General features: G+C 62.6%; 24 protein-coding genes, 1 other RNA gene and 1 riboswitch. Of the genes, 13 read left to right on the top strand and 12 right to left on the bottom strand.

The window, feature by feature from the left end; translation table 11 throughout:
• Nucleotides 1-132: 132 nt before the first annotated feature.
• On the bottom strand, nucleotides 133-1,575 hold the full coding sequence (gene guaB1, locus O148_RS0107295; protein WP_026530391.1) for a GMP reductase: 1,443 nt from the start codon (nucleotides 1,573-1,575) through the stop codon (nucleotides 133-135).
• A 206-nt stretch (nucleotides 1,576-1,781) separates the two neighbouring features.
• Between guaB1 and O148_RS0107290 the strand changes: the two genes are divergently transcribed.
• The 4 genes from O148_RS0107290 to O148_RS0107275 all read left to right on the top strand — a co-directional run bounded on the left by O148_RS0107290 (nucleotide 1,782) and on the right by O148_RS0107275 (nucleotide 8,130).
• Nucleotides 1,782-5,771 carry a multifunctional oxoglutarate decarboxylase/oxoglutarate dehydrogenase thiamine pyrophosphate-binding subunit/dihydrolipoyllysine-residue succinyltransferase subunit gene (locus O148_RS0107290; RefSeq protein ID WP_026530390.1) on the top strand — a complete coding sequence of 1,330 codons (3,990 nt, stop codon included), beginning with the start codon at nucleotides 1,782-1,784 and terminating at the stop codon, nucleotides 5,769-5,771.
• Between the two features lie 115 nt (nucleotides 5,772-5,886).
• On the top strand, nucleotides 5,887-6,489 hold the full coding sequence (locus tag O148_RS0107285) for a GDSL-type esterase/lipase family protein (RefSeq protein WP_026530389.1): 603 nt from the start codon (nucleotides 5,887-5,889) through the stop codon (nucleotides 6,487-6,489).
• A gap of 121 nt (nucleotides 6,490-6,610) precedes the next feature.
• Entirely contained in the window at nucleotides 6,611-7,471 is an 861-nt protein-coding gene (locus O148_RS15410) for a DUF4097 family beta strand repeat-containing protein (RefSeq protein WP_051619963.1), read from the top strand.
• Nucleotides 7,471-8,130, top strand: a complete 660-nt coding sequence (locus O148_RS0107275) for a PadR family transcriptional regulator (RefSeq protein ID WP_026530388.1) — start codon at nucleotides 7,471-7,473, stop codon at nucleotides 8,128-8,130. The genes O148_RS15410 and O148_RS0107275 overlap by 1 nt, the downstream gene beginning before the upstream one ends.
• A 274-nt stretch (nucleotides 8,131-8,404) precedes the next feature.
• Here the strand turns inward: O148_RS0107275 and O148_RS0107270 are convergent, their stop codons facing one another.
• On the bottom strand, nucleotides 8,405-9,370 hold the full coding sequence (locus O148_RS0107270; RefSeq protein WP_026530387.1) for a zinc-binding dehydrogenase: 966 nt from the start codon (nucleotides 9,368-9,370) through the stop codon (nucleotides 8,405-8,407).
• 94 nt (nucleotides 9,371-9,464) lie between these two features.
• On the opposite strand from O148_RS0107270, the gene O148_RS18245 reads away from it, so the two are divergent.
• On the top strand, nucleotides 9,465-9,539 hold the full coding sequence (locus tag O148_RS18245) for a 50S ribosomal protein bL37 (protein WP_369299106.1): 75 nt from the start codon (nucleotides 9,465-9,467) through the stop codon (nucleotides 9,537-9,539).
• 139 nt (nucleotides 9,540-9,678) lie between these two features.
• On the opposite strand, the gene rsrA is transcribed toward O148_RS18245, so the two are convergent.
• Together rsrA and O148_RS0107260 are read right to left on the bottom strand one after the other, a co-directional pair.
• Nucleotides 9,679-9,927: a mycothiol system anti-sigma-R factor gene (rsrA, locus tag O148_RS0107265; protein ID WP_026530386.1), complete on the bottom strand. Its 249-nt coding sequence runs from the start codon at nucleotides 9,925-9,927 to the stop codon at nucleotides 9,679-9,681.
• Complete coding sequence (locus O148_RS0107260) at nucleotides 9,927-10,637, bottom strand: sigma-70 family RNA polymerase sigma factor (RefSeq protein WP_026530385.1); 711 nt, start codon at nucleotides 10,635-10,637, stop codon at nucleotides 9,927-9,929. The genes rsrA and O148_RS0107260 overlap by 1 nt, the downstream gene beginning before the upstream one ends.
• 276 nt (nucleotides 10,638-10,913) lie before the next feature.
• On the opposite strand from O148_RS0107260, the gene O148_RS0107255 reads away from it, so the two are divergent.
• The 8 genes from O148_RS0107255 (at nucleotide 10,914) to O148_RS0107220 (ending at nucleotide 18,270) form a co-directional block, all read left to right on the top strand.
• On the top strand, nucleotides 10,914-11,513 hold the full coding sequence (locus O148_RS0107255) for a DoxX family protein (RefSeq protein WP_026530384.1): 600 nt from the start codon (nucleotides 10,914-10,916) through the stop codon (nucleotides 11,511-11,513).
• A 3-nt stretch (nucleotides 11,514-11,516) separates the two neighbouring features.
• Entirely contained in the window at nucleotides 11,517-12,815 is a 1,299-nt protein-coding gene (gene aroA / locus O148_RS0107250) for a 3-phosphoshikimate 1-carboxyvinyltransferase (RefSeq protein WP_026530383.1), read from the top strand.
• A gap of 3 nt (nucleotides 12,816-12,818) precedes the next feature.
• A complete protein-coding gene (gene rsgA / locus O148_RS0107245; RefSeq protein ID WP_026530382.1) occupies nucleotides 12,819-13,904 on the top strand; it encodes a ribosome small subunit-dependent GTPase A in 1,086 nt (361 codons plus the stop codon).
• Between the two features lie 36 nt (nucleotides 13,905-13,940).
• Nucleotides 13,941-14,753, top strand: a complete 813-nt coding sequence (gene hisN / locus O148_RS0107240) for a histidinol-phosphatase (RefSeq protein WP_420805768.1) — start codon at nucleotides 13,941-13,943, stop codon at nucleotides 14,751-14,753.
• A 127-nt stretch (nucleotides 14,754-14,880) separates the two neighbouring features.
• Nucleotides 14,881-14,996: riboswitch (SAM riboswitch) on the top strand.
• Nucleotides 14,997-15,065: 69 nt separating this feature from the next.
• The gene (locus O148_RS0107235) at nucleotides 15,066-16,430 is read left to right on the top strand and encodes an aminotransferase class V-fold PLP-dependent enzyme (protein WP_026530380.1); all 1,365 of its coding nucleotides are present in this window, start codon (nucleotides 15,066-15,068) and stop codon (nucleotides 16,428-16,430) included.
• Nucleotides 16,431-16,535: 105 nt separating this feature from the next.
• Nucleotides 16,536-17,339: a class I SAM-dependent methyltransferase gene (locus tag O148_RS15405; protein WP_051619962.1), complete on the top strand. Its 804-nt coding sequence runs from the start codon at nucleotides 16,536-16,538 to the stop codon at nucleotides 17,337-17,339.
• Nucleotides 17,336-17,869, top strand: coding sequence for a fluoride efflux transporter FluC (locus tag O148_RS15400; RefSeq protein WP_075204314.1), 534 nt, complete (start codon nucleotides 17,336-17,338; stop codon nucleotides 17,867-17,869). The genes O148_RS15405 and O148_RS15400 overlap by 4 nt, the downstream gene beginning before the upstream one ends.
• Nucleotides 17,866-18,270, top strand: a complete 405-nt coding sequence (locus tag O148_RS0107220; RefSeq protein ID WP_026530379.1) for a fluoride efflux transporter FluC — start codon at nucleotides 17,866-17,868, stop codon at nucleotides 18,268-18,270. Before O148_RS15400 ends, O148_RS0107220 begins: the two co-directional genes overlap by 4 nt.
• Here the strand turns inward: O148_RS0107220 and O148_RS15395 are convergent.
• The 8 genes from O148_RS15395 to prfB form a co-directional block, all read right to left on the bottom strand.
• The gene (locus tag O148_RS15395; protein WP_169737512.1) at nucleotides 18,226-19,587 is read right to left on the bottom strand and encodes an MFS transporter; all 1,362 of its coding nucleotides are present in this window, start codon (nucleotides 19,585-19,587) and stop codon (nucleotides 18,226-18,228) included. The two genes, O148_RS0107220 and O148_RS15395, sit on opposite strands and share 45 nt — an antisense overlap.
• A gap of 157 nt (nucleotides 19,588-19,744) precedes the next feature.
• Nucleotides 19,745-21,121, bottom strand: coding sequence for an MFS transporter (locus tag O148_RS0107210; RefSeq protein ID WP_026530378.1), 1,377 nt, complete (start codon nucleotides 21,119-21,121; stop codon nucleotides 19,745-19,747).
• Nucleotides 21,122-21,301: 180 nt separating this feature from the next.
• Nucleotides 21,302-21,668, bottom strand: a transfer-messenger RNA (tmRNA) gene (gene ssrA / locus O148_RS17375).
• 63 nt (nucleotides 21,669-21,731) lie between these two features.
• Nucleotides 21,732-22,217, bottom strand: a complete 486-nt coding sequence (gene smpB, locus O148_RS0107205) for an SsrA-binding protein SmpB (RefSeq protein WP_026530377.1) — start codon at nucleotides 22,215-22,217, stop codon at nucleotides 21,732-21,734.
• Nucleotides 22,218-22,385: 168 nt separating this feature from the next.
• Nucleotides 22,386-23,774, bottom strand: coding sequence for a M23 family metallopeptidase (locus O148_RS0107200; protein ID WP_240470820.1), 1,389 nt, complete (start codon nucleotides 23,772-23,774; stop codon nucleotides 22,386-22,388).
• 92 nt (nucleotides 23,775-23,866) lie between these two features.
• Nucleotides 23,867-24,781, bottom strand: coding sequence for a permease-like cell division protein FtsX (gene ftsX / locus O148_RS0107195; RefSeq protein ID WP_026530375.1), 915 nt, complete (start codon nucleotides 24,779-24,781; stop codon nucleotides 23,867-23,869).
• Nucleotides 24,778-25,536, bottom strand: coding sequence for a cell division ATP-binding protein FtsE (ftsE, locus tag O148_RS15390; protein WP_051619960.1), 759 nt, complete (start codon nucleotides 25,534-25,536; stop codon nucleotides 24,778-24,780). Before ftsE ends, ftsX begins: the two co-directional genes overlap by 4 nt.
• Before the next feature lie 171 nt (nucleotides 25,537-25,707).
• Nucleotides 25,708-26,826: a peptide chain release factor 2 gene (prfB, locus tag O148_RS0107185; protein WP_026530374.1), complete on the bottom strand. Its 1,119-nt coding sequence runs from the start codon at nucleotides 26,824-26,826 to the stop codon at nucleotides 25,708-25,710.
• Between the last annotated feature and the right edge of the window lie 3 nt (nucleotides 26,827-26,829).

Raw genomic sequence — 26,829 nt, 5'->3', positions numbered from 1 at the left:
CGATACTTCGGCGTTTCCTGCGTCGACGCGCGGATGATCTAGTCGAGTTCATGAGATTTTTTAGTGTAGCGCACCGCGCCGCACCCGCCACAGACGAGTCGGGGGCAGGATGCGGTGCGCGGGCAAGCACTACTACCAGCTCTGGGATAGCGGGCGTCCCTCTTCATAACCGGCAGCGGACTGAATGCCCACAATCGCCTTCTCCCGGAATTCGGCCAGGTTCTTTGCACCCGCGTAACTCATCGAGGAGCGCACTCCGGTTGTGATCATGTCCAGAAGGTCCTCCACGCTCGGGCGGGCAGGATCCAAATACATATTGGAGGAGGAAATGCCCTCCTCAAAGAGCGCCTTACGCGCCTTGGCGAAGGCGGACTCGGTCTTCGTGCGCCCTTGAACTGCCCTAGCCGAGGCCATGCCGAAGCTTTCCTTGTAAGCCCGCCCATCGCCGTCGAACTTCAAATCCCCGGGGCTCTCATAGGTGCCCGCGAACCACGAGCCAATCATCACCTGAGACGCGCCGGCCGCGAGCGCCAAGGCAACGTCGCGCGGATACCGCACCCCGCCGTCCGCCCACACGCTCGCCCCGAGTTGGCGCGCCGCCTGCGCGGTTTCGCGCACGGCGGAAAATTGCGGGCGCCCCACGGCGGTCATCATGCGGGTGGTGCACATGGCGCCGGGCCCCACACCAACCTTAATAATGTTCGCACCGGCCTCGACCAGGTCCCGCACGCCCGCCGCAGACACCACGTTGCCGGCCACAATGGGAACGCTCGGCTTGAGCGAGGACACTGCACGCAACGCATCAAACATCTTCCCCTGGTGGCCGTGCGCCGTGTCCACCACCAGGGTGTCCACGCCGAAGGAGAGCAACGCCTCCGCCTTGGCCTTCACATCCCCATTAATTCCGACGGCGGCACCCACCTTCAGCTTGCCGCTTGCATCCTCGGCGGGCTGGTAGATCGAGGAGCGCATCACGCCTTTCGGGGTGAGCACGCCCGCGAGGGCGCCCGTGTCGGCGACAACGGGCAAGAAACCGCCGGCGCGAGTGGCGGCATCGAAGAGCTGTTCCTGGTTGTCGGAGTCAACGTCGGTCTCGGCGATCGTGTCGAAGTCCTTTCGCATGATCGCGTCCAAGGAGGTGAAGCGGTCCACGCCCTCGAGGTCTTCGCGGGTGATGATGCCCTGCGGGATGTTGTCTTTGTTCACCACCACCACGGCGTTGTGGGAGCGCTTGTCAATCAGGTGCATGGCGTCGACCACGGTGTTGTCTGGGTGCAGGCGCACCGGGGTGTCCAGCAGTGGGTGGCGGGCCTTGACCCACTCGGTGACCTGTTCAATGACCTCCAGCGGCACGTCCTGCGGGAGGATCGCGAGACCGCCGCGGCGGGCCATCGTTTCCACCATCCGGCGCCCGGTGACCGCCGTCATATTGGCGGCAACCAGCGGAATAGTGGTGCCGGTACCGTCATCGCTGGCAATGGACACGTCCAGGCGCGAGGTGACCTCGGACGCGCTGGGGATCAAGAAGACGTCGGAATAAGTGAGGTCGGTTTGTGGCTCATTAATAAAGTGCATCAGGTTCCTCCCGGATGAGCATTCTACTTTGATGCTAGTCACACATCTGCGCCACACCTCAATTCCAAGTGGAATGTCAGCCTTGGATGTCACTAGACTGGACGGCAGGGCATTCAGCTAAGGATTTTGTGGTGTTCCGCGCCCGGAATTGGGAGGCTTGCGGTGCCGATACTCAAGAGTGAACTCACGGAAGAGGCGTATCTCAAGTGCCAGAACAACCCACCAATCGCCTGAGCGAAGAATTCGGTGACAATGCGTGGTTAGTCAACGATCTATACGAACGGTTTCAAAACGATAAGAATTCCGTCGACAAAAAGTGGTGGAGTGTCTTCGAGTCATTCGGGGCCGATGATGCCTCGGGAAACGAATCCAACGGGACCAAGAACGGAGCCCGGCACGCAGCGTCTGAAACGTCGGGGGCCGACACTAGCAAGGGTGCTAGTTCCACGCAGGAAACGGCAAACGGGTCCGGGGCGAGCGGGTCCGGGGCGAGCGCAAGCTCTGGCTCGAATGCAAGCTCCAGCGCGCGCCCGGTGACCAGTTCCACCGCGTCCGGCGCCACTGCGGGAAAGAGCTTCACGTCCACGGGGGCGGACAACGGAGAGAACAGCGCCGCGGAAACCACCAAGGCTGTGCCCGCCGACCCCAAGCCCGCCCCCAAATCGGCGACGGCCGAAACCGCGAAAGCTGCGGATTCTGCAAAGAGCTCGGAGGACAAGGACGGGAAGGCCGCAAAGGACAAGGCACCCAAGTCGGCACCGATCCCGGCGCAAAACGATAAGACCAAGGCCGAGCAGGGTGAGCCGGACAAGGATGAAGTTGTCCCGTTGCGCGGGCCCGCCAAGGCCATCGCCACCAACATGGACCTGAGCCTCACGGTCCCCACCGCGACCAGCGTGCGCGCGGTTCCGGCAAAACTGTTGATCGACAACCGTGTGGTGATCAACAACCACCTCTCCCGTGCCCGCGGCGGCAAGGTGTCCTTCACCCACATCTTAGGGTGGGCGATCGTCAAGGCGCTCAAGGTGTTCCCGTCCATGAACGTGCACTATGACGAGGTGGACGGCAAGCCTGTGGCGGTGACCCCCGCACATGTGAACTTCGGTTTGGCGATTGACATGCCTAAGCCCGATGGCACCCGCTTGCTTGTGGTGCCAAATATCAAACGCGCCGAAACGATGACCTTTAGCGAGTTCTGGCACGCCTATGAGGATCTCGTCTCTCGTGCACGCAGCAACAAGCTCAGCGCCGATGACTATGCCGGCACCACGATTTCGCTGACCAACCCCGGCGGCATCGGTACCGTGCACTCGGTGCCGCGCTTGTCCAAGGGGCAGGCCGCTATTATCGGCGCCGGTGCGCTGGAGTACCCGGCGGAGTTCCAGGGCGCGTCGGAAAAGACCATTGCGCAAAACGCGATCTCCAAGATCATCACCCTGACGTCCACGTATGACCACCGCGTCATTCAGGGTGCTGGTAGCGGCGAGTTCTTGCGAATTATTCACCAACTGTTGCTTGGCGAAGACAACTTCTATGAGGAAATTTTCGAAGAACTGCGCATCCCATACGAGCCGGTCAAGTGGATGGCCGATATCCAAGTCGATCCCTTTGACGAGATCAACAAGGTGGCGCGGATTCAGCAACTGATCCACGCCTACCGGGTTCGCGGTCACTTGATGGCGGACACCAACCCGCTCGAATACGTCATGCGCCGCCACCCGGACCTGGACATCACCAGTCACGGTTTGACGCTGTGGGACCTGGACCGCGAGTGGCCCACCGGCGGTTTTGGCGGCAAGGACTTCTTGTCTCTGCGCAAGATTCTCGGTGTGCTGCGCGATGCGTACTGCCGCAACACCGGCATCGAGTACATGTACATCCAGGACCCCGCCGAACGTAAATGGTTCCAGGACGAGTTGGAGCACCCCTACTCCAAGCCAAGCCGCGAAGAGCAGTTCCGTATTCTGTCCAAGCTGAATTCGGCCGAAGCGTTTGAGAACTTCCTGCAAACCAAGTTTGTGGGACAAAAGCGCTTCTCGCTGGAAGGTAGCGAATCTCTCATCCCGCTGTTGGACACCATCATTTCCGGTGCCGCCGAGGATGGGCTGGAAGAAGTCACGATCGGTATGGCGCACCGCGGGCGCTTGAATGTGCTCACCAATATTGCGGGCAAGACCTACACCCAGGTGTTCCGCGAATTCGAAGGAACTCCGGATCCGCGCAGCGTACAGGGATCTGGCGACGTGAAGTACCACTTGGGCACCGAGGGCACGTTTACCTCGGATAACGGCAAGGAAACCAAGGTATACCTGGCCGCGAACCCGTCTCACTTGGAGGCGGTGGACCCGGTACTGGAAGGCATCACGCGCGCCAAGGAAGACCGTCTGGATCGCGGCGAAGCCTTCCCGGTGTTGCCGATCCTCATTCACGGCGACGCCGCCATGGCCGGTCAGGGCGTGGTAGCAGAGACGTTCCAGCTCTCGCAATTGCGCGGGTACCGCGTGGGCGGCACCATCCACGTGGTGGTCAACAATCAAGTGGGCTTCACCACGGCTCCGGCGGCAGGGCGCACTTCGGTGTACGCCAGCGACTTCGCCAAGGTCATCCAGGCTCCGGTGTTCCACGTCAACGGGGATGACCCCGAGTCCGTGGTCCGGGTTGCCAAGCTTGCCTATGACTACCGTGAAAAGTTCCACAAGGATGTTGTCATCGATGTGGTCTCCTATCGCCGCCGCGGTCACAATGAGGGCGATGACCCCTCAATGACCCAACCGATGATGTACAACCTCATCGAGGCCAAGCGCTCGGTGCGCAAGCTCTACACCGAGGCTCTGGTTGGCCGCGGCGATATCAGCCAAGAGGAAGCAGATCAGGCGCTTCAGGATTACCAAGAGCGCCTGGAGCGGGTGTTCGCCGAAACCCATGCGGCGCAAACCTCGCCCAACCCTGTGGTCAGCTCCGAACGCGAGACGATCTCGGATATTGAGCTCCCCGATTCGCAGCAAAACGATGGCGGTGTGCAGCGCCCCGAGTCCACCGCGATCTCCGCGGACACTCTCGCCCGCATCGGCGAGGCTCAGGTGGATGTCCCCGAGGGCTTCACCGTGCACCCGAAGCTCAAGGCGCTCTTGGAAAAGCGTGCCGCCATGTCCAAGGACGGCGGCATCGATTGGGGCTTTGCCGAGATCCTGGCCTTTGGCTCGCTCTTGATGGAGGGTACGCCGGTTCGGTTGGCCGGTCAGGATTCCCGTCGCGGTACCTTTGTGCAGCGCCACGCCGTGCTTCACGACCGCGATAACGGCGCCGAGTGGACTCCGCTGAACCACTTGAGCGAAGACCAGGCCAAGTTCTGGGTGTATGACTCGCTCCTCTCCGAATACGCGGCCATGGGCTTCGAATACGGTTACTCCGTGGAGCGGCCCGACGCGTTGGTCCTGTGGGAGGCGCAGTTCGGGGACTTCCTCAACGGCGCGCAAACCATCATCGATGAATTCATTTCCTCGGCGGAGCAAAAGTGGGGACAGCGTTCCTCGCTCGTATTGCTCTTGCCGCACGGTTATGAGGGCATGGGGCCGGACCACTCCTCCGCCCGCATCGAACGCTTCTTGCAAATGTGCGCGGAAGACAACATGGTGGTGGCGCAGCCCTCCAACGGCGCCTCGCACTTCCACCTCTTGCGCCGCCACGCCTACAGCAAGCCGCGGAAGCCGCTGATTGTGTTCACGCCGAAGCAGCTCTTGCGTTTGAAGGCCGCGGCCACGAGCGTCGAGGACTTCACCCAGGGCGAGTTCCAACCGGTCATCGGCGAAACCCAAGACCTGGACAACAACGCGGTCAACCGTGTGCTCCTCGTCTCCGGCCGCCTGTATTACGATCTCTTGGCGCATCGCCAGAAGAATGGCCTGAGTAATACCGCGATTGTTCGGGTGGAGCAGTTGTACCCGCTGCCGGTCGAGGAAATTCAGGAGGAGATCAACAAGTACCCGAACGCCGAGGTCGTGTGGGTTCAGGATGAGCCCGCCAACCAGGGTCCGTGGCCGTTCATGGGCATGCACTTGCCGACGGCGCTGGACATCCCGAGCGGCAAGGCGTTGCGTCTAGTCTCGCGCCCCGCCTCGGCGTCCACGGCCGCCGGCTCGGCCAAGCGTCACAGCCTCGAAGAAGCCACACTGATTGATGAGGCGTTCGCCCAGTGACGCGCTAAGGGCACACGCTCTGGTTTGCACCTAGGTCGCAGTCCCGAGCATCAACACTATGATGGGGAATGATGGAAACGTCATTCCCCATCACACTTTAAAGGAGCATCGCTCGGTGGAGACCCGCACTATTCAACTCATTTCCTGTGGCGATGAACTCCTCGCCGGTGTTGGCGATCCGCGCGCCCTGGGTTGGCTCGGCCGGGTTCTGGCGCGCACCGCCGCAGAGAACACTCGAATCGCCTCGTATACCCTTGCCAGTCCGCATGAAGGCACCGAGGCGCTGGCTGCCAGGTGGATGCAGGAGGTCAAGCCGCGTCTAGACCCGGAGGCCGAGAACCGGCTCATTATTGCGTTGTCTGCTGAGGACATTGCCCGCGGCCTCGGCACCGCACGTAGCCGCCTCAACCTGGCAAACGTGTTGGATGCCGCCGCCCAAATGAGCCTGAATACGCTGGTCGTCGGGCCGCCGCCAAGCATTGATCCGTTGCTCTCGGAAGGCACTGCGGAACTTTCCGCTGCGTTCCGGGACGTGACGACCCGCCGTCGTAATTCTTATGTGGACATGTATACCCCGCTCGCCGAACACGAAGGGTGGCACCAGGATTTGGCCGCGAACGCCGGGACGCCTGGGCAGGTCGGGTACGGGTTGATGGCGTGGGTGGTGTTGCATCGCGGCTGGTACGAGTGGCTCGCCCTCCCCTCCCCGTCTATGTAGCGCGACACGCCGAGGCCCGCGCGAAAACCTCGGCGTGTCGCGCTACATAGATTCGCTATTGACGCGAGGCAAAACGCGATATATCGTAACTATCAAACACGATATATCGGAAGGAAGAATCGTGAGCGAAGAATGGCTCGTCTCCGACGAACAAATAATCGACACCAGCGGGATCAACAATCTCAGCGTGAAACTCATCGCGGGCCGCATCGACGTGGTGGGGCATGAGGCCGAGGACGTCCGCATCGAAATTTCCGAGGTCAAGGGACAGCCGATCGAGGTCCGCCAAGACGGCAGTTCCCTGTCGATCTCGCATCTGAGCCGCGCGGGCACCTGGTTCGAGCGGCTTTTCACCGACGGCTTCCGCGGCACCATGAATGATTCGGCCGTGGTCACCGTGCTCGTCCCGCGCCGCATCAGCGCCGACATCGGCACCATCAGCGCGGACGGCATGCTCTCGGGCGTGAGCGGCGCGCAATCGCTCAAAACGGTCAGCGGGGCGATCCTGACCTCCGAAACCGCGGGCGACCTGCGCATCAACATGGTCAACGGCGACATTTCCGTGCAACGGCATCGCGGCACGCTGAGCGCCAAGGCGACCAACGGCGAAATCACCGCGAGCGGCGACATGACCGACGTCAACGCGAAAACCGTCAACGGGGATGTCACCTTGGACCTCGAGGGCGCGCCCCCGAGCGTCACTATCAAAACAGTGTCCGGCAACGCGCTGGTGCGCATCCCTGAGGGTGTGGGCGTCGCGCTCGTGGCCAAGACGGTCTCCGGGCGCGTCACCATGGGCTCGCTCGATTCGCAAAGCACCAACGGCAAGGTTGAGGTCAGCGAAGGACCGGCGAGCCCGCGCACCCACCTCAGCTTCGGCTCGGTGTCCGGCAACGTGTCCGTATTCACTCGGGATGAGATGCACGACGGCGATGCCCCCTCACTCACGCCCGGCACCGAGGGCGGGGGGCTGGCAGAGTAATGCCTCCGGTTTTTGCCCACGGCGCCATGCGGCTGTATTTGTTGGATATTCTCGCCGACGGCAACGAGCGGCATGGCTATGAGATCATCAAGGCGCTCTCCGACCGGTTCGGCGGAACCTACTCCCCCAGCGCCGGCTCGATTTATCCCCGACTGTCCAAGCTGGTGGAGGAAGGACTCTTGTCCTCTCGGCCCGATGGGCGGAGAACCGTTTATCGCATCGCCGAAGCAGGCCTCGCCGAACTCGATGCCAGGCGCAGCGAAGTCGAGGACATCCGCGAGGACGTGGCGGATTCGATCAAGCGGCTTGCCGAGGATATTCGCGGCGACATTCGGGATCAGATGCGCTCGCTCAAGGCAGATATGGCTGCGAGCGCAGCGCAAGTGCGGCGGGACTCGCGGAGTGGTTCGCGTGGTTCCAGGACGTCTGGAATCGCTGGGTCGGATACGCGGAACGGCGGGACTCGCATCGAGGCGGCGCGGCTCAAGGCGCTGGAACTGGAGTTGCAACGCTTCCGCGACGATGTGCGGCTGCAATTGCGGTTGAGTGCGGCGCGCGGGGGGATCACTGCGGCGACAGAGCCGACGATCCGGGTGCTCCTGGAGCAGGCGAAGGCCAATATCTTGGACACGTTGCAACCGGGCGCGGACCCGGAGTAGCCGGGTGCTGGCCCGATCTCCCGCCGTTAGACTCTTCTGCACCTCATTTCGTGCGAATTACGTGCAGAAGAGTCCAACCGCGGGTGTGGCATTATCCGCCGGAGCGGTGGCGCGATGCCAGTGACACTGCCGACTTCGCGTCCGACCCGCTCATGCGCGAGATATCCAATCGGCTTGCCAGCGGCCCTAATGTGGCTGACTCCCAGACGGTCTGTACCGTACACCATTGACCTCGGACGGGGTGCCCGCACCGAGTCGCGGACACGGCGCGAATTTACGGCAGCGTGAAGACCACTTTCCCAAACAGCTCGCCGTTGATCATCGACTCAAAACCATCGCGAGCATCGGCCAGCGGTATCTCCGCCTCAATGAGCGGCCGCACCCCAGTGACGTCCAAGAACCCGAGCAACCCTTCCAGGTCGGCGCGCGTGCCCATCGTGGATCCCAGTATTCGCAACTGCGTGAAAAATACGCGAATCAGATCCGTCTGCGCTACCTGCCCCGACGTTGACCCGCACGTCACGATCGTCCCGCCGGGTTTCAGCGATTTGATCGAGTGCTCCCACGTCGCCTGACCGACCGAATCGAAGACCACGTCCACCCGCTCCGGCAGCCTTTCGCCAGATCCAAAGACCTCCAGGGCCCCCAATTCACGGGCACGTTCGGCCTTGCGCTCGCTTCGAGTCGTAGCGAAAACCCGGTATCCTGCGGCCCGCCCCATCGCAATGAGCGCCGTGGCCACGCCGCCCCCGGCGCCTTGCACCAGCATGGTCGACCCCGGGGCCGCCGGCGACACCTTGAACAGCATCTTGTACGCGGTCAGCCAGGACACCGGCAAACAGGCCGCCTCGGCAAAACTGAGGAAATCCGGTTTGGGCACCAGATTTCGCCGCGGCACCCACACTGTTTCGGCCATCGTCCCCGGGTACCGCTCGGAAAGAAGCGAACGCTTCGGGTCCAGAGTCTCATCCCCCATCCAGTCCGGCGAGGCAATCACACCGTGAATAATGACCTCATTGCCGTCCTCGTCCACACCGGCCCCGTCGGTCCCGAGCACCATGGGAAGCTGCTCCTCGCTCAGGCCAACTCCGCGCAGGGAGAACACGTCATGATGATTAAGCGCCGCCGCCTTAACCGTGACCGGGACAAACCCCTCGGTCGGCGACACGTCAAGTTCCCCCACCCGCAATCCCTGGATCGGATCGTCCTGAGAAAAGCTTTCGACGTACGCTGCGAGCATGACTTCTCCTCAACCTCACGGGATTCGGTGGGCGCAGCCACGGTGTGAGAAACTGTAGGCTGCACTTTGTGCTATTCGATCAAAGGAGACTGCGATGAGCAAGCGCGCTCGCAAGCGTCGCGACCGCAAGCGCGGTGGCGCGAACCACGGGAAGCGTCCCAACACTTGAGAAAAGTACGACGGCGCGTGGTGACCTTTCGCACGAAAGGTCACCACGCGCCGTCGTTCTCCCCCGCAAATTTCATGGCCTTACATACGTTTCATGGCCTCCCAAGGTCATGAAACGCACGGGAGGCCATGAAATTTGCTTAGGCGGGGGCGTGGAGTTTGGCTAGAATCTTGGCGCGCAGATCGCTCGGCGCCGACTCGGTGCAGCACCGCTTGACGGCGGCGCGAAGAATGCACTCGACGTCATACTCTTTCGCGCAGTCCTCGCACGTGTCGAGGTGTTCCTTGATCGCCTCAAGGTCCTCGCGAGTCAGCGCACCGTCGAGGTACTCATAAATTTTGACGAGCCGATCGTCTTCACAATCGCCCAGGGTCTGACAATCACCCATCAGTTTTGCTCCTGCTTTTTGTCACGAAATCCACGCTCGCGGGCGTAGTCGGCCAGGTGCTCTCGAAGCAACTTGCGGCCACGGTGCAACCGAGACATCACGGTGCCAATGGGCGTATCCATGATCTCGGAAATCTCCTTATAGGAGTAGCCTTCGACATCCGAAAAGTAGACGGCGAGGCGGAAATCTTCGGGGATGGCCTGCAGGGCCTGCTTCACATCGGAATCGGGCAGGTGGTCCAAGGCTTCGGCTTCGGCCGAGCGCAATCCCGTCGAGGTGTGCTCGGCGGATGCGGCCATTTGCCAGTCTTCAACCTGATCCGAGTTGGTTTGCAAGGGCTCGCGCTGGCGCTTGCGGTACAGGTTGATATAGGTGTTCGTCAGGATGCGGTACAGCCACGCCTTGAGGTTGGTGCCCGGCTTGTATTGGTGGAAGGCCGAAAACGCTTTCGCGTAGGCCTCCTGCACCAGGTCCTCGGCGTCCGAGGGGTTGCGGGCCATGCGCATCGCGGCGGAGTAGAGCTGGTCAACATACTGCATCGCATCGCGCTCAAAGCGCGCGGTGCGCTGTTCGACGGTCTCGAGCTCCGGATCGGTCTCAAGCGTGTCTGGGTTCTCCGTTGTCATCGCCCTCAAGTCTACGCGGGCGGCGCTGTCCTTGCGGCCAGCGGTTATGTGGGTTCCGGGGCGCTCCAACACAGAGGTGTTCATTCTTCTCCATCATCCGGTTGCGGCACTCCCTCAATATTGAGGTCAGCCGCGGTTCGCCTAGTAGAACAGCAACAAACGCCGGTTCATTCCAAGCGAACGGCACCGAACAGGAACCCCGAACCGCACCAAGCAGGCGCGCCGCCCGGGACGGATTTCCCAGATCACTTTGTGCACACTGTCCGCGGAAAGACTAGGCTGGAGATCACAAGAGCGACCACCGCAGACGCGCGTGGCCCACACCGTGAACTTCGCCCCATGTAGCCCCAGGAGGCCCAAATGAGTCTGATCCGCTTGATTGCCCGCCCCATGCTCGCCACCAGCTTTGTGGCCTCCGGCGTCGCGCGCTTGAAGAATTCGAGCACCACGGGCGAACAGCTGCGCCCCACCTTGGAGCGCATCGAGTCCCTGGTCCCCTCCATTAACGGCCTGGCCTCCCAGGAGGCCACCGTCGCGAAGGTTGTCGGTGGAACCCAGGTCGGCGCCGGTGCGCTACTCGCGATCGGCAAGTTCCCGCGCCTGTCCTCCGCCCTGCTTGCCCTGACCGCGATCCTGACCTCCATTGCCGAGTTCAAGAACGCGGACGCGAGCACCAAGGAAGGCCGGGCCAACCGCACCTCGGCGCTACTGAAGAACATTTCGCTCATTGGCGGCGTGCTGGTGGCCTCGGTGGACCGCGATGGCAAGCCCAGCCTCGCCTGGCGCGCCGAAAACATTGCCAAGGACTCCAAGAAAAACTTTGCCAAGACCGGTGACAACCTCTCCAAAAAGGCGGAGAAACTCGCCAAGAAGGCACAAAAAGAAGTGAAGGCCGCACGCAAGAACGTCAAGGAGTCCACCCAGGACGCACTGCACGCCGTCGGCTTCGACAAGGCCTAAAGTTTGACCGGAAATCCCGCCTGGCCCGCCCCGTTCGCAACCCACCCCGTGGACGCGACCGTGAGCGTTCCCGGCTCCAAGTCGCTGACCAACCGCTACCTCATTTTGGCGGCTCTCGCCGACGCCCCCAGCCGGTTGCGCGCCCCGCTCCATTCACGCGACTCGCGCCTCATGATCCAGGCCCTCACCGCCCTCGGCGCCACCATCACCGAGGTTGAGGGCCACAGCGAGTTCGGCCCGGACCTCATCGTTGAACCCATCCCCACCGCCACCGGAACGTCCGGCCCGGTCACCATCGATTGCGGTCTGGCCGGCACCGTCATGCGCTTTGTGCCCCCGCTCGCGGCGCTGCGCACCGGCCACACCCGCTTCGACGGCGACGCCCAAGCCCGCGTCCGCCCGATGAGCACGGTCATCGACGCCCTGGAAGAACTCGGCGTCGAGGTCACCACCAACGGCGCACCGGCCCTCCCCTTCACCGTCCACGGCACCGGCCGCATCGACGCGGACCACGTGATCATCGACGCCAGCAAATCCAGCCAATTCGTCAGTGCGCTCCTGTTGGTCGGCTGGCGCTTTACGCACGGGCTCCACCTGGAGCACGTCGGCAAGCCGCTCCCGAGCATCGACCACATCGCGATGACCGTCGCCACCTTGCGCGAAGTCGGCGTCGAGGTTGATGACAGCGTCCCCAACCATTGGCGCGTAAGCCCGGGCACCATCCCCGGCTTCGACGTCACTATCGAGCCGGACCTCTCCAACGCCGGCCCGTTCCTCGCGGCCGCACTGGCCACCGGCGGCACGGTACGCGTGACCGGCTGGCCCGCCGAGACCACACAGGTAGGTGCCAAATGGGCGGAAATTTTGGCCGCCTTCGGCGCCACCACCCAAATGTACGACGGCGCGTTCACCGTACGTGCCAATCGGCGGCCATCCGGGGCTACTATTGCGGACGCCTCGGAACTGGCTCCCACGGTCGCCGCCATTGGGGCCCTGGCCAGCGGCGAAACTCGGCTGACCGGAATCGCGCACTTGCGCGGGCATGAGACCGACCGATTGGCCGCGCTCGTCACCGAAATCAACCGGCTCGGCGGGGACGCCGAAGAGACCGCGGACGGTCTCATCATTCGGCCCCGCCCGCTTCACGGCGGCGAATTTCAGACCTACCACGATCACCGGATGGCCACCGCCGGGGCCATCATTGGCCTGGCCGTGCCCGGGGTGAGGGTGGAAAACGTGGAGACGACGGCGAAGACGATGCCCGAATTTGTGCAACTGTGGACCCAGATGGTTGGCTCTTAGCCCGTGGCAGCGCGCGAATGGGACGAGTCCGACGTCCGGGTACGCCCCAATAAGAAGGGGTCGCGCCCCCGCACCAAGGACCGTCCAGACTTTAAAGACGCCCAAACCGGTCGCGTCATTACCGTTGACCGCGGACGCTATACCGCCGTCGTCGATGAGGGTTTAGACACCGAGCGCACCGTTTTAGCCGTGCGCGCCCGCGAACTGCGGCGCACCTCGATCGTGCCGACCGACTTTGTGGATTTGGTTGGCGACGTCTCCGGCGGCCCCGATTCGCTCGCGCGGCTGGTACGGGTCCAAGAGCGGAGCACCGTTTTGCGCCGAAGCGCCGATGACACCGACCCGGTGGAACGGGTTGTGGTTGCCAATGCCGATCGGCTGGTCATCGTGGTCGCGGCCGCAAACCCGGAACCGCGGACCGGATTCATTGACCGTGCACTGGTCGCCGCCTATGACGCCGGGATCGAACCCATTTTGTGCATTACCAAGACCGACCTTCAGGAACCGACCGACCTGGTGGGAATGTACTCGTACATCGATGTCCCGATCGTGTTGAGCCGGGCGGCGGAAAACTCTGCCGGCCCCGCCGATCAGGCGAGTTCGCTCGCCTTGGTGAGCAACGCCGTCGGACATCTGAGAGAACTCTTGGATGGGCACACCTCGGTGCTGGTGGGACCGAGCGGAGTCGGAAAATCCACCATGGTGAACGCGCTGACCGGCTCGGTGCGGGCAACCGGCGCGGTGAATGCGGTGACCGGGCGCGGGCGGCATACGTCCTCGAGCGCGCTGGCGTTGCCGCTCGTGGGCGCGGGGGCCGCTTCCTGGATTGTCGATACGCCGGGGATTCGCTCCTTTGGGTTGGCGCACGTGGATTCCGAGCGGATCGTGGAGGCGTTTGAGGAGTTGGCGCCGGCGACCGCGGACTGCCCGCGCGGGTGTACGCACCGCTCGGGTGCGCCGAACTGCGCGCTCGATGCCTGGGTAGCCGGCGGCCATGCGGGGCCGTACGGTGCACAGCGGTTGGCATCGCTGCGGGCGCTCTTGGGGGCCGAGGCCGATCGCGAAGATAAAGAATTGGGCGCGGTGTAAGCACTGGGTGCCGTCCAGCCGGGATAGATTGGGATCATGAATCTGGCTAGCGCGTACACCGATGACCTCCGACTCGCACACGTGATCGCGGACTCGGTCGACGCGCACACGATGGACCGGTTCAAAGCCCAAGACCTGGTGGTGGAGACCAAACCGGACCTGACACCGGTTAGCGACGCCGATCGTCGCGCCGAAGAGATGATTCGGTCGCAGCTGGGGCGGTCGCGGCCGCGGGACGCGATTCTCGGTGAAGAATTTGGTGCGACCGGCAGCGGCAACCGGGAATGGATCATCGACCCGATTGACGGGACCAAGAATTTTGTGCGCGGCGTGCCGGTGTGGGCGACGCTGATCGGGCTGCGCGAGGGCAATGAGATGGTTCTCGGCGTGGTGAGTGCGCCTGCGCTGGGTAAACGGTGGTGGGCCGCGAAGGGTTCGGGTGCGTATACCGGAAAGTCTTTGGCGAGCGCGTCTCGGCTGCAGGTGTCTTCGGTGGGGACGTTGGCGGATGCGTCGCTGAGTTACTCCAGCCTGGACGGCTGGCGCGAGCGCGAAATGTTGGGGCCGTTTTTGACCTTGGATGAGACGACCTGGCGATCCCGTGCGTACGGGGATTTTTGGTCCTACTGCCTGGTGGCCGAGGGCGCCGTGGACATCGCGTGTGAACCGGAACTCGAGGTTTATGACATGGCGGCGCTGGTGCCGATCGTGACCGAGGCTGGCGGGCGGTTCACGTCGTTGGACGGGAACGCTGGCCCCTTTGGCGGGAACGCGGTGGCAACCAATGGGATTCTGCATGATTCCGTACTCACGATGCTCAATTCGCCGGAGCAGCGGCTCTTTCCCTGAGCCGCGCGCCGAGTTTATGTGGCAGTTTGTGGGCCGAAAGTGCCACGGAATCGATTATGTGGCAGTTTCACGGGTGAAATGTCACATAAACGTCATGTTCGCGCCGCCTTCGCTAGACTCGCACTGAGGTCACGAGTTCCAGCGCTAAACCCCGGTTTGCTGGACGGCAACCCTCCACACGCGGTGGGGTGCCCCGGGTGAAGACCTGGCCGCCGGGCACACTCCCGGTGGCAAGCGCGGCGCACCTTGACGGCACAGCTAGCCCAACGCGGCACTGCTTTTGCGAGGACGCCCTCCATCTGAGAGGACACCATGACAGCGACATTGCCCGGGGAAACTCTGGCCGAAACAACCACCATCCAGGCGCTCCTGCCCGTTGTGGGCGGGGACCTGGAGACCCCGCTTCTTGACGGCAACACGGTGCCGTACGCCAATCTCGACTACGCGGCCAGCGCGCCGATCCTGGAGTCGGTGCAAAAACGGCTCGCCGAAGTCACCCCGTACTACGCGAGCGTCCACCGCGGCGCCGGGTACGCCTCGCAAGTATCCACATCGCTCTATGAGGGCACCCGCATTGCCGCGCGCCGATTCCTCAATGCACCGGAAGATGCGCAGGTCATCGTCACGCGCAACACCACCGACGCGCTGAACCTGCTGGCAAGCGCCGTGCCGGAGGGCACCGAGGTGCTCTACCTGGACCTGGAACATCACGCCAATCTGCTGCCGTGGCAGGCCCGTGCACACCGCTCGGTGCTCTCCGCGCCCACTCTTGAGCAGACGCTCGCCAACGTGGAGGCCGCGCTCACGGAGGGCTCCGTCTCTCTCGTGGCGATCACCGGCGCGTCCAATGTCACCGGTGAAATCCTCCCCCTAGCCCGCTTTGCCGCGATCGCGCACCGCCACGGCGCTCGGCTCGCCGTGGACGCGGCGCAGCTTGCTCCGCACCGCCGGATCGACATGGTGGGCGCGGGAATCGATTACCTCGCGCTCTCCGGCCACAAGCTGTACGCCCCCTTCGGTGCCGGGCTCCTGGTGGGTCCTGCCGACTGGCTGGACGCCGCTCCCCCGTATCTCGCGGGCGGCGGTGCCGTCGTCCGGGTCAAGCCGGATTCGGTCACTTGGGCGGTGAGCCCGGCGCGCCACGAGGCTGGGAGCCCCAATGTCCTGGGAGCCGCAACCCTCACCGCCGCCATTGAGGCCATCGAGGCGCTCGATCCGCATGCCTGGCACGCCCACGAAGAGGCGTTGCGCGCGCGCCTAATCGACGGTCTCAACGCGATCGCCGGCGTCCAGATTCACCGCATCTTCGAGGACTCAATCGATGCCATTGGAGTCGTCAACTTTTCGGTCAAGGGGTACGACGGCGGATTGGTCGCCGCATTCTTGTCCGCCGAGTTCGGCGTGGGGTTGCGTGATGGGAAATTCTGCGCGCACCCGCTCCTGAATAAGCTCGGGCTTCCGTCCGGGGCCTTAAGGGCGAGCTTTGGTCTCGGAAGCACGAGCGCCCACGTGGACCGGCTGGTTACGGGTGTGACGGCGCTGGTGGAGCGCGGGTTGCGGTTTGACTATGTGGTGGATGAGGGCCGCTGGGTTCCGGCTCAGGATACTCGGGAGTTCCCGGCGTGGGCGCCGAACCGCCCGGGGACCGCCGGTGCGGCGCCGTGTTCGAGTGACTAGTGCCCGCCACGGCTTTCGGTCAGCGGCGTAACCCGGGAGAACAGGGCTAAGGTAATAACCGACTGCCGGTCGCTGGACACCGGATCGACGTGGAGAGGAATCGCTGTGCACAATCGGGGCCCCAAACTCGATGATGCGCAGCGGACCCATTTTTCTAGCGCGTTCAACACCGGCGGCGAGCGTTATGAGCGGTTGCGTCCCGGCTACCCTGCCGAGGCTGTGGACTGGTTGCTCCCGGAGGATGCCCGGCGCATTGTCGACCTGGGCGCAGGGACTGGGAAACTCACCGAACAACTGGTGCACAGAGTCACGGACGTTTTCGCCGTAGACCCTTCGGCAGACATGTTGGCCCACGTCGAGGCGAAACTCCCCGGGGTGCGCACCATCGAAGCGAACGCCGAAGACGAGAGTTGGGTCACCCAGACCGGCGGTGCACTGGACGCGGTACTCGTGGCGCAAGCCTGGCACTGGTTCGATGTCGAGGCGGCCAGCGCACGCATCCGATCGGCGCTACGCCCCGGCGGCACCCTGGGCCTGATCTGGAACCAACTCGACGTCACCGTGCCCTGGGTGCACCGTCTTTCCCGCATCATGCACGCCGGGGATGTGCTTCGACACAACTTCCGTCCACCGCTCGGCACCGGGTTCACGCCGATTGAAACCCGCGAAGTGCACTGGCAACAAGAACTCGCGGCCGAGGAGCTGATTGAGCTTGCCCAAACCCGGAGCTACTTTCTCAAGGCGACGGAAGCCACTCGCGCCAAGGTCCTCGCGAACCTTCACTGGTACCTCTTTGAGCATTTGGGCCACCGGCCCGGCGAGATCGTCGAGCTCCACTATGTGACGCAGGCATACCGCGCCTTCTGCACCCCGGGCAAAAGCCCACGCAAGAGAGACAGCTCGCCATGACGCATGTCCCAGTAGACCCGGATAGCGAAAGCCTCGGGCCGCGCCGTCCGGTTCACTTTCATCCAAAGCTGGTGGCACTTGTCATCGCGGGCGGTACCCTGGGCACCCTGTTGCGCGAGCTCGTCGGGCTGTGGGCCGGTACCACGCTCCCCTTTCCTGCCGGGACATTTGCCGTCAACATTCTGGGGGCATGTGCCTTGGGCTTCCTCCTAGAAGCGCTCGCCCGCCGCGGACCCGACCGCGGGCGGCGCCAAGCAATACGGCTCACCCTCGGCACCGGGCTGCTTGGCGGGTTCACCACGTATAGCGCTCTTGCTACCGAAAACTCCGAACTCTTGATTGCCGGAAACATTGGCGGGTTCGCCGTCTATGCCGTGGCGACCCTCCTCGGTGGCGCCGCAGCGAGCGGGGTTGGATTGTGGCTGGGTTCGCTCGTCCCGTCCCGCGGAGCCCGAGACAACGGTGCAGCTAGTACCTCAACTGATGCCTCACCTGGCTCCTTGCCTGACGAGGGCGGTGACTCACAGTGAACTTCGGCCTCTTACTTCTTATTGCCCTCTGCGGCGGCCTCGGTGCCGGTGCTCGCTTCATGCTGGACGGCCTGATCAAGTCGAGAGTGGGCGACAATTTCCCCTGGGCCACCTGGACCATCAATGTTTCTGGGTCGTTGGCCCTAGGGCTACTCACCGGACTGGCACTCTGGTCCGGTGCGCTGGGAGTCGGGGACACGCCGTCGTACTTCGCTATGGTGGGCACCGGATTTTTGGGCGGCTACACGACCTTCTCCACTGCGAGCTACGAGACCCTGCGGCTCCTGCAATTGCGCCGCCCGGTGGCGGCCCTCGTCCACGCGCTCGGCATGTTCGTCCTGTGCGTTGCAGGGGCTTTAGCCGGGCTGGGGTTTGCCCGGCTCATCCTCGGGGTGTTCTGAGATTTCACCCGCGTGCGCGACGCTCGCAATTTGCCCCCACACCAGGATTGTCGCGAGTCCGGCCAAGCCAAACGCCACATAGTAGGGTGTGGTGATGTTGCCGATCCCGGCGAACCAGCCGCCCATGATTTGGCCGATGGCGAGCGTCCCGGTGACCCCGATCATGTGGACGCTGGAGACGCGGCCCATGAGCTTAAGCGGGACGGCGCGTTGGCGGATCGTGGCCGAGGTACTGCCCCAGACGATCGCGTGGATGCCGAACAGGAACAGGATCGCTCCGGCGACAATCGGGCTGCGGGTCAGAACCAGTATCAGGTGCATGAAGGTTTCGATAATCAGTCCGGTACGCAGCAGGAAGGCGTAGCTGAAACGGCGCTCCAGTGCGGGGAAGATGAGCGAGCCGACGAATCCGCCCGCCGCGGATATCGCGAGCAGGATCGCGTATCCCGCCTCGCCGATGCCAAGCCACTCTTGCGCGTACAGCACCAACATGCCAAAGGACGCGCCGAAACTGAGGTTAAACACGGTGATCAACAGGATCAGGGTGCGCACCGGCGGGTGGTGCCAGATCCACACGATGCCTTCCTTGAGGTCGTGGTGGATGCCGGTTTTCGCGGTGCGCGGCTCATGCCCGGGGAGGCGGATGCGGGCGATGAACGCGATCGCGATCACCAGGCACAGCGCTTGGATGCCGACCGGGAAGGCCATGCCCGCGAGGAAGAGGAACCCGCCAAGGACGGGGCCGGCAAGTTGGTTGAGCAGCATGGCGGTGCCGAAGATACGCGAGTTCGCGGTGCCGAGTGCCGACTTGGGGACGATGCTCGGCAGGACCGCGGAGTTTGCGGTGTCGCCGAAGGTTTCCGCCGTGCCAACGAGGAAGAGGACGCTCATCAAGATGGGGACGTTGACGGTGCCGGTCAGGATCGTGACGGCGAGGTAGCTGAGCACCAGCACGCGCACGGCGGCCATCGCGATGATGATCGTCTTGCGGTTGATGCGGTCCGAGACCACGCCGGCAAACAGGCCGAAAATGAGCCACGGGATGCGTTGAATCGCGGCGGCAAGGCCCACCAGAAGCGGGTTGTTATTGGTCACCGCGGCGACAATGAGCGGACCGGCGGCGATCATGATGCCGTCGCCGAGGTTGGAGGCGATCGCGCTTCCCCAGAGGCGGCCGAATTGCGGGCCGAGGTTGTGGGGCAGGATGGCGCGGCCGGTGCGGCGGAGGATGCCTTGGCCGCGGAGGATGCCTGTGCGCGGGCCTTCGTGCGGGCCCGGCTCGACCGGGTGCGCGGGATCTGGGGGTGTGGTGGACACCACGTCATCCTACCCGGAAATGCGCCGGTGATTCGCAATTGCCAATCGGGGACGAGGCGCGCCGGACGGGGCGGCGGGGCCCCCGGGTGCCCGGCGCGGGGAGCGGGGCCCCCGGGTGCCAGGCGCGGGGCGGGCTCGGGTGCCCGGCGCGGAGGCCCTACTTGCTCGCCGAGACCGCCACTGCGTTATCCGGCCGCGGATTCTGGATCCCGATTAGCGAAATGACGCCGCCCGCGATCATCATCAGCCCGGTGGCGAGCACCAGCCGGTGCAGCGCATCCAGCCCGAGCGTGCTGCCGCCAATCACACCCATGAGCGCCACCGTAATGAGCCCGGCAATGCGCGAGATTGCGTTATTAATCGCCGACCCGACACCCGCGTTGGCCGTCGGCACCGCACCTAGAATGCCCGCGGTTAGCGGCGCCACCGTCATCGTGAGCCCGAGCCCAAAGACCAAAATCCCCGGCAGGACCTGCCACCAATAATTGAAGTCCCGGCTCACGGTCAGCATGAGTAGGAAACCCACACCGGCGATGATCGGGCCCAGCCCCATAAAGATCCGCGGTCCAATCCGGCCGGCAAAGTCACCGAAATAGGTGGACAGCGTCAGCATGATTATGGTGCTCGGGATCGTCGCGAGCCCGGTAATCGTCGCGGAGAGCCCCACCACCTGCTGCAGGTATAGCGAAAGCGCAAGCGTGCCTAGACTGAGCGCGCCATAGGTCAAGAAGGTGGAGAGGTTCCCCACCCAGAAGTTGCGGATCGAGAACAGCCCGAGCGGCATCATTGGTGCCTTAGCGCGCTTTTCCCACCAAATGAACGCCACCAGTGCCAGAAGTCCGACGGCGAGTGGTCCCCACACGCTCGGATCGGAAAGTCCCAACCGGGGTGCTTCGATCAACGCAAAGACGCTGCCACCGAGCCCGATCACGCCCAGTAGCGCGCCAACAAAGTCGATGTGCCGGGCGCTTTTGCTCTCTTCGAGGTTGGGGATCTTCGCGAGAAACGGCAGGGCGATCAGGATCGGGATGATGTTAATGAAAAAGATCACCCGCCAGGACAGGAAGTCAACGGCGAGTCCACCAATGAGCGGGGACGCGACGACGGCCACGCCGGTAGCGGCGGTCCACTGCCCGATCGCCCGGCCCTGCGCCTTGCCGCTAAATGCCGCCATGATCATGGCCAGGGAACTGGGGACGAGGAGTGCACCGGCGATGCCTTGAATCGCGCGGGCGATGATCAGTTGCAGGTCGCTTTGCGCGAGCCCGCAGGCGACCGAGGTGATGCCGAAGCCAATCAGCCCCCATCGCATGATCCGTTCCCGACCGAATTGGTCCGAAAGCGAGCCGGCCAAGAGAATCAGGGAGCCAAGGGTCAAGAGGTATGCGTCTACGATCCACTGTTGTGAGCTGAGGCCGCCGCCGAGTTCCCGTGTCATGGCGGGCAACGCCAAATTGACCACCGAGCCGTCCAGGATTGACATGAAAGAGGCGAGGATCGCGACGATGAGTACACGGCGTTGCAAGGCGGTCATAGTGGCACTTTACGCCCTGCGTGCTCTGCCACCGCAGATTTTATGTGGCAGCGGTGGGGCTCAAACTGCCACATAATCGATTCCGTGGCAGTTTCGCCACGAAAACTGCCACGGAATCGCGCGGTCGCCTGCGCGCAGACACGCGAACGCCCTAGCCACAATGTGTGGCTAGGGCGTTTACTGTGGAGATGCGGGGAATCGAACCCCGGTCCGATGTTGCTTTGTCAGGGCTTCTCCGGGCGCAGTTTGCGCTAGGTCTACTCGGCTCCGATCATCATGCAAACAAGTGATCGCCGAGCCCAGCCGTGTAAAAGTCCCTGGTGACGCCACGACATCATCACCAAGCAGTGGCCTTCTAGCTGACGCCAGTGACCGGGTCAAAGGCAAACCCGGGCTGACGGACTGTCTCGCTACTTAGGCAGCGAGAGCGAAGTCAGTGCGCTTAGATTCGGCACTTATAGTTTTGCAGAAAGCGTTTACGAGATAATTCTGCATCCTCGGCCCGCTTCCCCTGACGCGACTCACATCGTCGAAACCAGTCATCCCCATATTGAGTTACCAAATGTGCAACCACTTCCGTGGCCGCACTATTCCATTCTACCCGGCAGTCTCAGGCGCCGCGGTTGCGTTCGCGCATGGCGCGAAGCGCCTCACGGTTGTCCTGCTTTTCCCGCAGCGTCTGCCGCTTGTCGTAGTCACGCTTACCGCGCGCCAACGCGATCTCCACCTTGGCGCGGCCGTCCTTGAAGTACAACTGCAACGGAACAATGGTCAGTCCAGCTTCGCTGGCCTTCCGCTCCATCTTGTTCAGTTCTTCGCGGTGCAGCAATAACTTACGACGGCGGCGCGCAGCATGGTTGGTCCACGAACCTTGCGTATATTCGGGTACGTGAATTCCCTCCAGCCACAGCTCGCCGTTGTAGAACGTGGCGTATCCGTCGGTGAGCGAGGCGCGCCCTTCCCGTAAGGACTTCACTTCGGTGCCCATCAAAGCCAGCCCGGCTTCAAAGGTATCGAGGATGAGGTAGTCGTGACGGGCCTTGCGATTGGTTGCGACAACCTTGTTTCGCGAGTCATCCTTCTTGGACTTAGCCACGGCGCACCTCCTCACATACGTCAGCGCTTGTCGACACGGAAGAATCTATCTTAGCACTGATTGGCGCTACTCAACCACTCCCGCCCGCGTTTCGCATCCCCGTACCGCGTTCTCATCCCCGCGTACGGCTCTCAAAATGCGTTACGGGGATGCGAAACGAGGGCGGTGTTAGGGGAGGTAAGGCATCGGGTCGACGAGCGTCCCGTTAACCATGGTCTCAAAGTGCAAGTGGCAACCGGTGGAGTTTCCAGTTGTGCCAACGGTGCCGATGATTTGGCCTTGCGACACTGTCTGTCCCTGAGACACGTAGCGCTGGGTCAGGTGGTAGTAGTTTTGCACCATGGCGGTCCCGCCGCGAACTCCGTTGTTGAGCACAATGCGGTTGCCCGAACCCGGGTACACCTCATAGTCGGAGAACCACACTTCTCCCCCGGCCGCGGCTCTAATCGGGACCCCACATCCTGCACCATAATCCTGGCCGGAGTGGAGATATCCGCCGGTGCCGAACCAGTCGCGGGTTCCGGGAGGGGTGGGGCGCCAGCCAAAACCGGAGGTGAGTGGAGCATCGACAGGGTTGATGAGGTTGAACGCGCCGCCGCCTCCGGGTCCGGGAGCCGGTGCTGGAGGAGGCGGGGCCGGAGCGGGAGCGCCTCCTCCGCCTCCGCCGCCCCCGTTGTTCTGGTTGCGGCGAGCTTCCTCTTCGGCCTGACGGCGACGCTCCTCTTCCTGCCGTCGCGCTTCTTCTTCGCGACGCTTTGCCTCCTCAAGGAGCTTGCGCTGGCGCTCGGCAATGGCAGCGTTGTTCGCGTCCTGAGCGTCCTGAATCTTGTTCAGTTGCGCTTGAATCTTGGGCTTTTGCGCCTCCAATTTGTCGGAGAGAGCGGTCGCCTTGGAGACCAGGCCATCGAGTTCGGCCTTCTTTTGCGCCGCTTGATCACGCGCCTGCTGCTCTGCCGCCAGCGCCTGATCAGCCTTCTCCTTGAGCGCTTTAATCTCTTCCTCGATGGCTGCAAGGCGCGCCTCGGAGTTGACGTTCGTCGCGTTTTGTTCCGCCAGGGTGCTCACGGCCTGGCCCTGAGAGCGCAGAACCTGGTCCACCATGTTCATGGAATCGGTGAAATTCTGTGACTCGCCGCCGCTAAACATCAAGGTAAACGTGGAGGGGACGCCACCCATTTTGTAAGCCTGGGCCGCGATCTGCCCGATCGATTTCTTGGACTCGACCATGGCGGCCTTATCCTTTTCAATCCGATCGGTAATTTTGGCTTTATTCTCCTCGGCTAGGCTCACCCGGTTTGCCAGAGCCTGAACTTCCGCTTGAGCGGCACTCACGCGGCCCTCGGCGTCGCTGAGCGCTTGCCGAGCGCCGGGCAATTGATTTTGGTATCCCTGGAGTTCCCTTTCCGTCTTTGCTAAATCCGAATTCACAAGTTCAAGGGCTTGTTCGCGCTCTTGCTCTTGTTGCTCCAGTTGTACCTTTTTGTCATCCAGCTCGTCGGCATTCACGACCGTCGCTGGAGCCACCATGGCGATCATTGCCACGGTGGCAAGCGCCATCGAAACAGCTTTATTCGTGCGCATTTGGGGCCCTCCGGCACGCATTGGACACCGCATCGAGCGGGGTGGAAAGACAGTCAACGTTTCCTAGTCTAAACCTTCAAGTACCGCCGTAGGGTTAAAATCGAGGAAAATCCTGCCAAAACGCCTGCGAGCAGTATCAGGAGCGGCCCCAACCAGAACATGTTGCTGGCCGGAATAAACGGGATATCGAGGATATCTTGTGACAGCGGGCCATTCACATAGAACTTCATTACCACCCATAAGGTAATGGATGCTAACAGTCCACCGATTGCCGCGGCGATGACGCCTTCTAGCACAAAGGGCAACTGGATGACGGCGCGGGAGGCTCCCACTAAACGCATGATCCCTGTTTCTCGGCGACGGCTGAAAGCTGACAATCTAATTGTTGTCGCAATCAGCAGGATCGCGCAGAAGATCATGACCCCGGCAATGCCCAAAGAAACCAGTGACGCGCCATTCATGAAGGCAAAGATCTTCTCGAAGAGCTCCTTCTGGTCAAACACCGAGTCCACGCCGGGCTGGGACACAAAGGCTTCCTGAATGATGGGGAACTTCGTCGGGTCGTTCAACGCGACCTTGAAGGAGGGGCTCAATTGGTCTGCCGTGACAAAGTCGACGATCGGCGAATTTGCGAACTGTTCCTTGAAACGCTTGAGCGCATCGTCCTGGGACTCATACTGCACGGACTTGATGTATCCGGAGAGAGCAGGGTCATCAAACATGGCGCGCAACTCTTCGCGTCGCTCGTCTGTGATCGGGCCGCCCGCACAGGTCTCTGCCGTCGAGGATGTGGCACACAAGTTCACCGAAACTTCGACCTTGTCATACCAGTAGCCCTTGATCTGGTTGATCTGCAATTGCAGTAGCGCCGAGGCGCCAACAAAGGTCAAGGAAATAAAGGTCACCAAAATGACCGAGATGACCATGGACAGGTTTCGGCGTAGCCCGGACCCGATTTCTCCGAGGATAAAGGCAAGCCTCATGCGCTCTCCCCCGTCTTCTCGTCATCGGCTACCAGAAGCTCGCTGTCGGTCCCCTCGACATCTTCCGGTTTGGCACCCACATAGATGCCTTCGGATTCGTCGCGCACCACTTTGCCATTGACAAGCTCAATGACTCGCTTGCGCATCGTGTTCACGATGTCATCGTCGTGGGTTGCCATCACCACGGTGGTGCCATTCTGGTTAATGCGGTCCAGCACGCTCATAATCCCCATGGACGTGGTGGGGTCCAAGTTACCGGTGGGCTCGTCGGCCAAGAGGATGGCAGGCTTGTTCACAATCGCGCGGGCAATGGCCACGCGTTGCTGCTCACCGCCGGAAAGCTCATGCGGCATGCGGTTGCCCTTGCCTTCGAGCCCCACGGTTTCCAAGACTTCGGGAACTGTGGTCTTGATCAGGGCGCGCGACTTGCCGATCACCTGCATGGCAAACGCGACGTTCGCGAACACGGTCTTTTGCGGCAAGAGCCGGAAGTCCTGGAACACCACGCCGATGCCGCGGCGTAGCTTGGGCACCCGCCAACTCGCCAGCTTGGCGACATTCTGCCCGGCCACATAGACCGAGCCGCGCGTAGCACGGTCCTCACGCATGACAAGGCGGATGAAGGTGGACTTTCCGGAACCGGAAGCACCCACCAGGAAGGTAAATTGGCCTCGATCAACCTCAAGGCTCACATCATCCAAGGCCGGGCGCGACTTCTGGCTATACACCTTGGTGACATTGTCGAATCTGATCATGTCTTCGCTCTGCCCTTACCGAAGCATCGGAAGCTTGGCATGCCGGGCTTGGGCGGTTGGGGAAGGAAGCCCCGGCTCTTCGACTATAAACGCGCGCTAGCGCATATCCGGGGCATTTCCGCACGCGTCGCGCGTCGGAGAGTTCGCTGGGCGTTCGCTGGATCGCGGGGTTTAGGCTTCGGCGTCGGCCCGTGCGGAAGCCCGCCAGCGGATTCCGGCGTCAATGAACGCGTCGAGCGCACCGTCGAAAACCGCCGAGGGGTTGCCTTCCTCGTGTTCGGTGCGCAGATCCTTGACCATCTGATAGGGGTTGAGCACGTAGGAGCGCATTTGATCACCCCAGGACGCTTTAATATCCCCGGCGAGCGCCTTCTTCTCTGCGTCCTCTTGTTCCTTTTTCAGCAGCAGCAACCGAGACTGCAACACGCGCATCGCGGCCGCACGGTTTTGGATCTGCGATTTCTCATTCTGCATCGAGACCACCAGGCCGGTCGGCAAGTGGGTCAGGCGTACGGCCGAGTCCGTCGTATTCACGGACTGACCGCCGGGCCCGGAGGAACGGAACACATCTACCCGAATATCCGCGTCGGGGATATCGATGTGATCGGTCTGCTCAATGAGCGGCACCACTTCTACCGCCGCGAAAGACGTCTGGCGCCGGCCCTGATTATCGAAGGGACTGATGCGCACCAGGCGATGCGTACCGGCTTCCACCGACAGCGTTCCGTACGCGAACGGCGCGTTCACCTCAAAAGTCGCGGACTTGAGGCCCGCTTCTTCGGCGTAGGAGGTATCCATGACTTTCGTGGAGTACCCGTGCCGCTCGGCCCACCGCAAGTACATGCGCAGAAGCATCTCGGCAAAGTCCGCCGCATCTACTCCGCCGGCGCCGGAGCGAATCGTCACCACGGCTTCGCGGGAATCATACTCACCGGAGAGGAGCGTTACCACTTCCAGTTCCTCAAGCGCCTTCGCGATGCTGGCGACCTCTTTCTCGGCCTCCAGGCGCGAAGCTTCGTCGCCTTCCTCGCCGGCCAACTCGACCAGCACCTCGACGTCATCAATCCGCGATTCCAAGCGCTCCAGCCGTTCCAGATCGGACTGCCGGTGTGAGAGTTTCGAGGTGACCTGTTGCGCGGCATCCGGGTCATCCCAGAGGTCCGGAGCACCGGCCTGCTCGCTCAATTCGGCGATGTCGGCGCGGATCTGATCGAGGTCAGAGACGTCGGCAATGGATGCGTAGGTGGCGCGAAGCGCAGCAATGTCAGCGGGAAAATCAATGGCCATGATCCA

This window comes from Haematomicrobium sanguinis DSM 21259 (assembly GCF_000688395.1).
Classification (GTDB): domain Bacteria; phylum Actinomycetota; class Actinomycetes; order Actinomycetales; family Micrococcaceae; genus Haematomicrobium; species Haematomicrobium sanguinis.
Note: the sequence above shows the minus strand (reverse complement) of the source record. Positions and strands in the feature narration are given on the sequence as shown.

Coding starts and splice junctions, on each gene's coding strand:
- ftsX (WP_026530375.1), bottom strand. CDS start 24,781: ATGAGGCTTGCCTTTATCCTCGGAGAAATCGGGTCCGGGCTACGCCGA.
- O148_RS0107255 (WP_026530384.1), top strand. CDS start 10,914: ATGAGTCTGATCCGCTTGATTGCCCGCCCCATGCTCGCCACCAGCTTT.
- O148_RS0107275 (WP_026530388.1), top strand. CDS start 7,471: ATGCCTCCGGTTTTTGCCCACGGCGCCATGCGGCTGTATTTGTTGGAT.
- O148_RS0107260 (WP_026530385.1), bottom strand. CDS start 10,637: ATGAACACCTCTGTGTTGGAGCGCCCCGGAACCCACATAACCGCTGGC.
- O148_RS15400 (WP_075204314.1), top strand. CDS start 17,336: ATGACGCATGTCCCAGTAGACCCGGATAGCGAAAGCCTCGGGCCGCGC.
- O148_RS0107270 (WP_026530387.1), bottom strand. CDS start 9,370: ATGCTCGCAGCGTACGTCGAAAGCTTTTCTCAGGACGATCCGATCCAG.
- O148_RS0107200 (WP_240470820.1), bottom strand. CDS start 23,774: ATGGCGCTTGCCACCGTGGCAATGATCGCCATGGTGGCTCCAGCGACG.
- ftsE (WP_051619960.1), bottom strand. CDS start 25,536: ATGATCAGATTCGACAATGTCACCAAGGTGTATAGCCAGAAGTCGCGC.
- O148_RS0107210 (WP_026530378.1), bottom strand. CDS start 21,121: ATGACCGCCTTGCAACGCCGTGTACTCATCGTCGCGATCCTCGCCTCT.
- O148_RS0107235 (WP_026530380.1), top strand. CDS start 15,066: ATGACAGCGACATTGCCCGGGGAAACTCTGGCCGAAACAACCACCATC.
- rsrA (WP_026530386.1), bottom strand. CDS start 9,927: ATGGGTGATTGTCAGACCCTGGGCGATTGTGAAGACGATCGGCTCGTC.
- hisN (WP_420805768.1), top strand. CDS start 13,941: ATGAATCTGGCTAGCGCGTACACCGATGACCTCCGACTCGCACACGTG.
- guaB1 (WP_026530391.1), bottom strand. CDS start 1,575: ATGCACTTTATTAATGAGCCACAAACCGACCTCACTTATTCCGACGTC.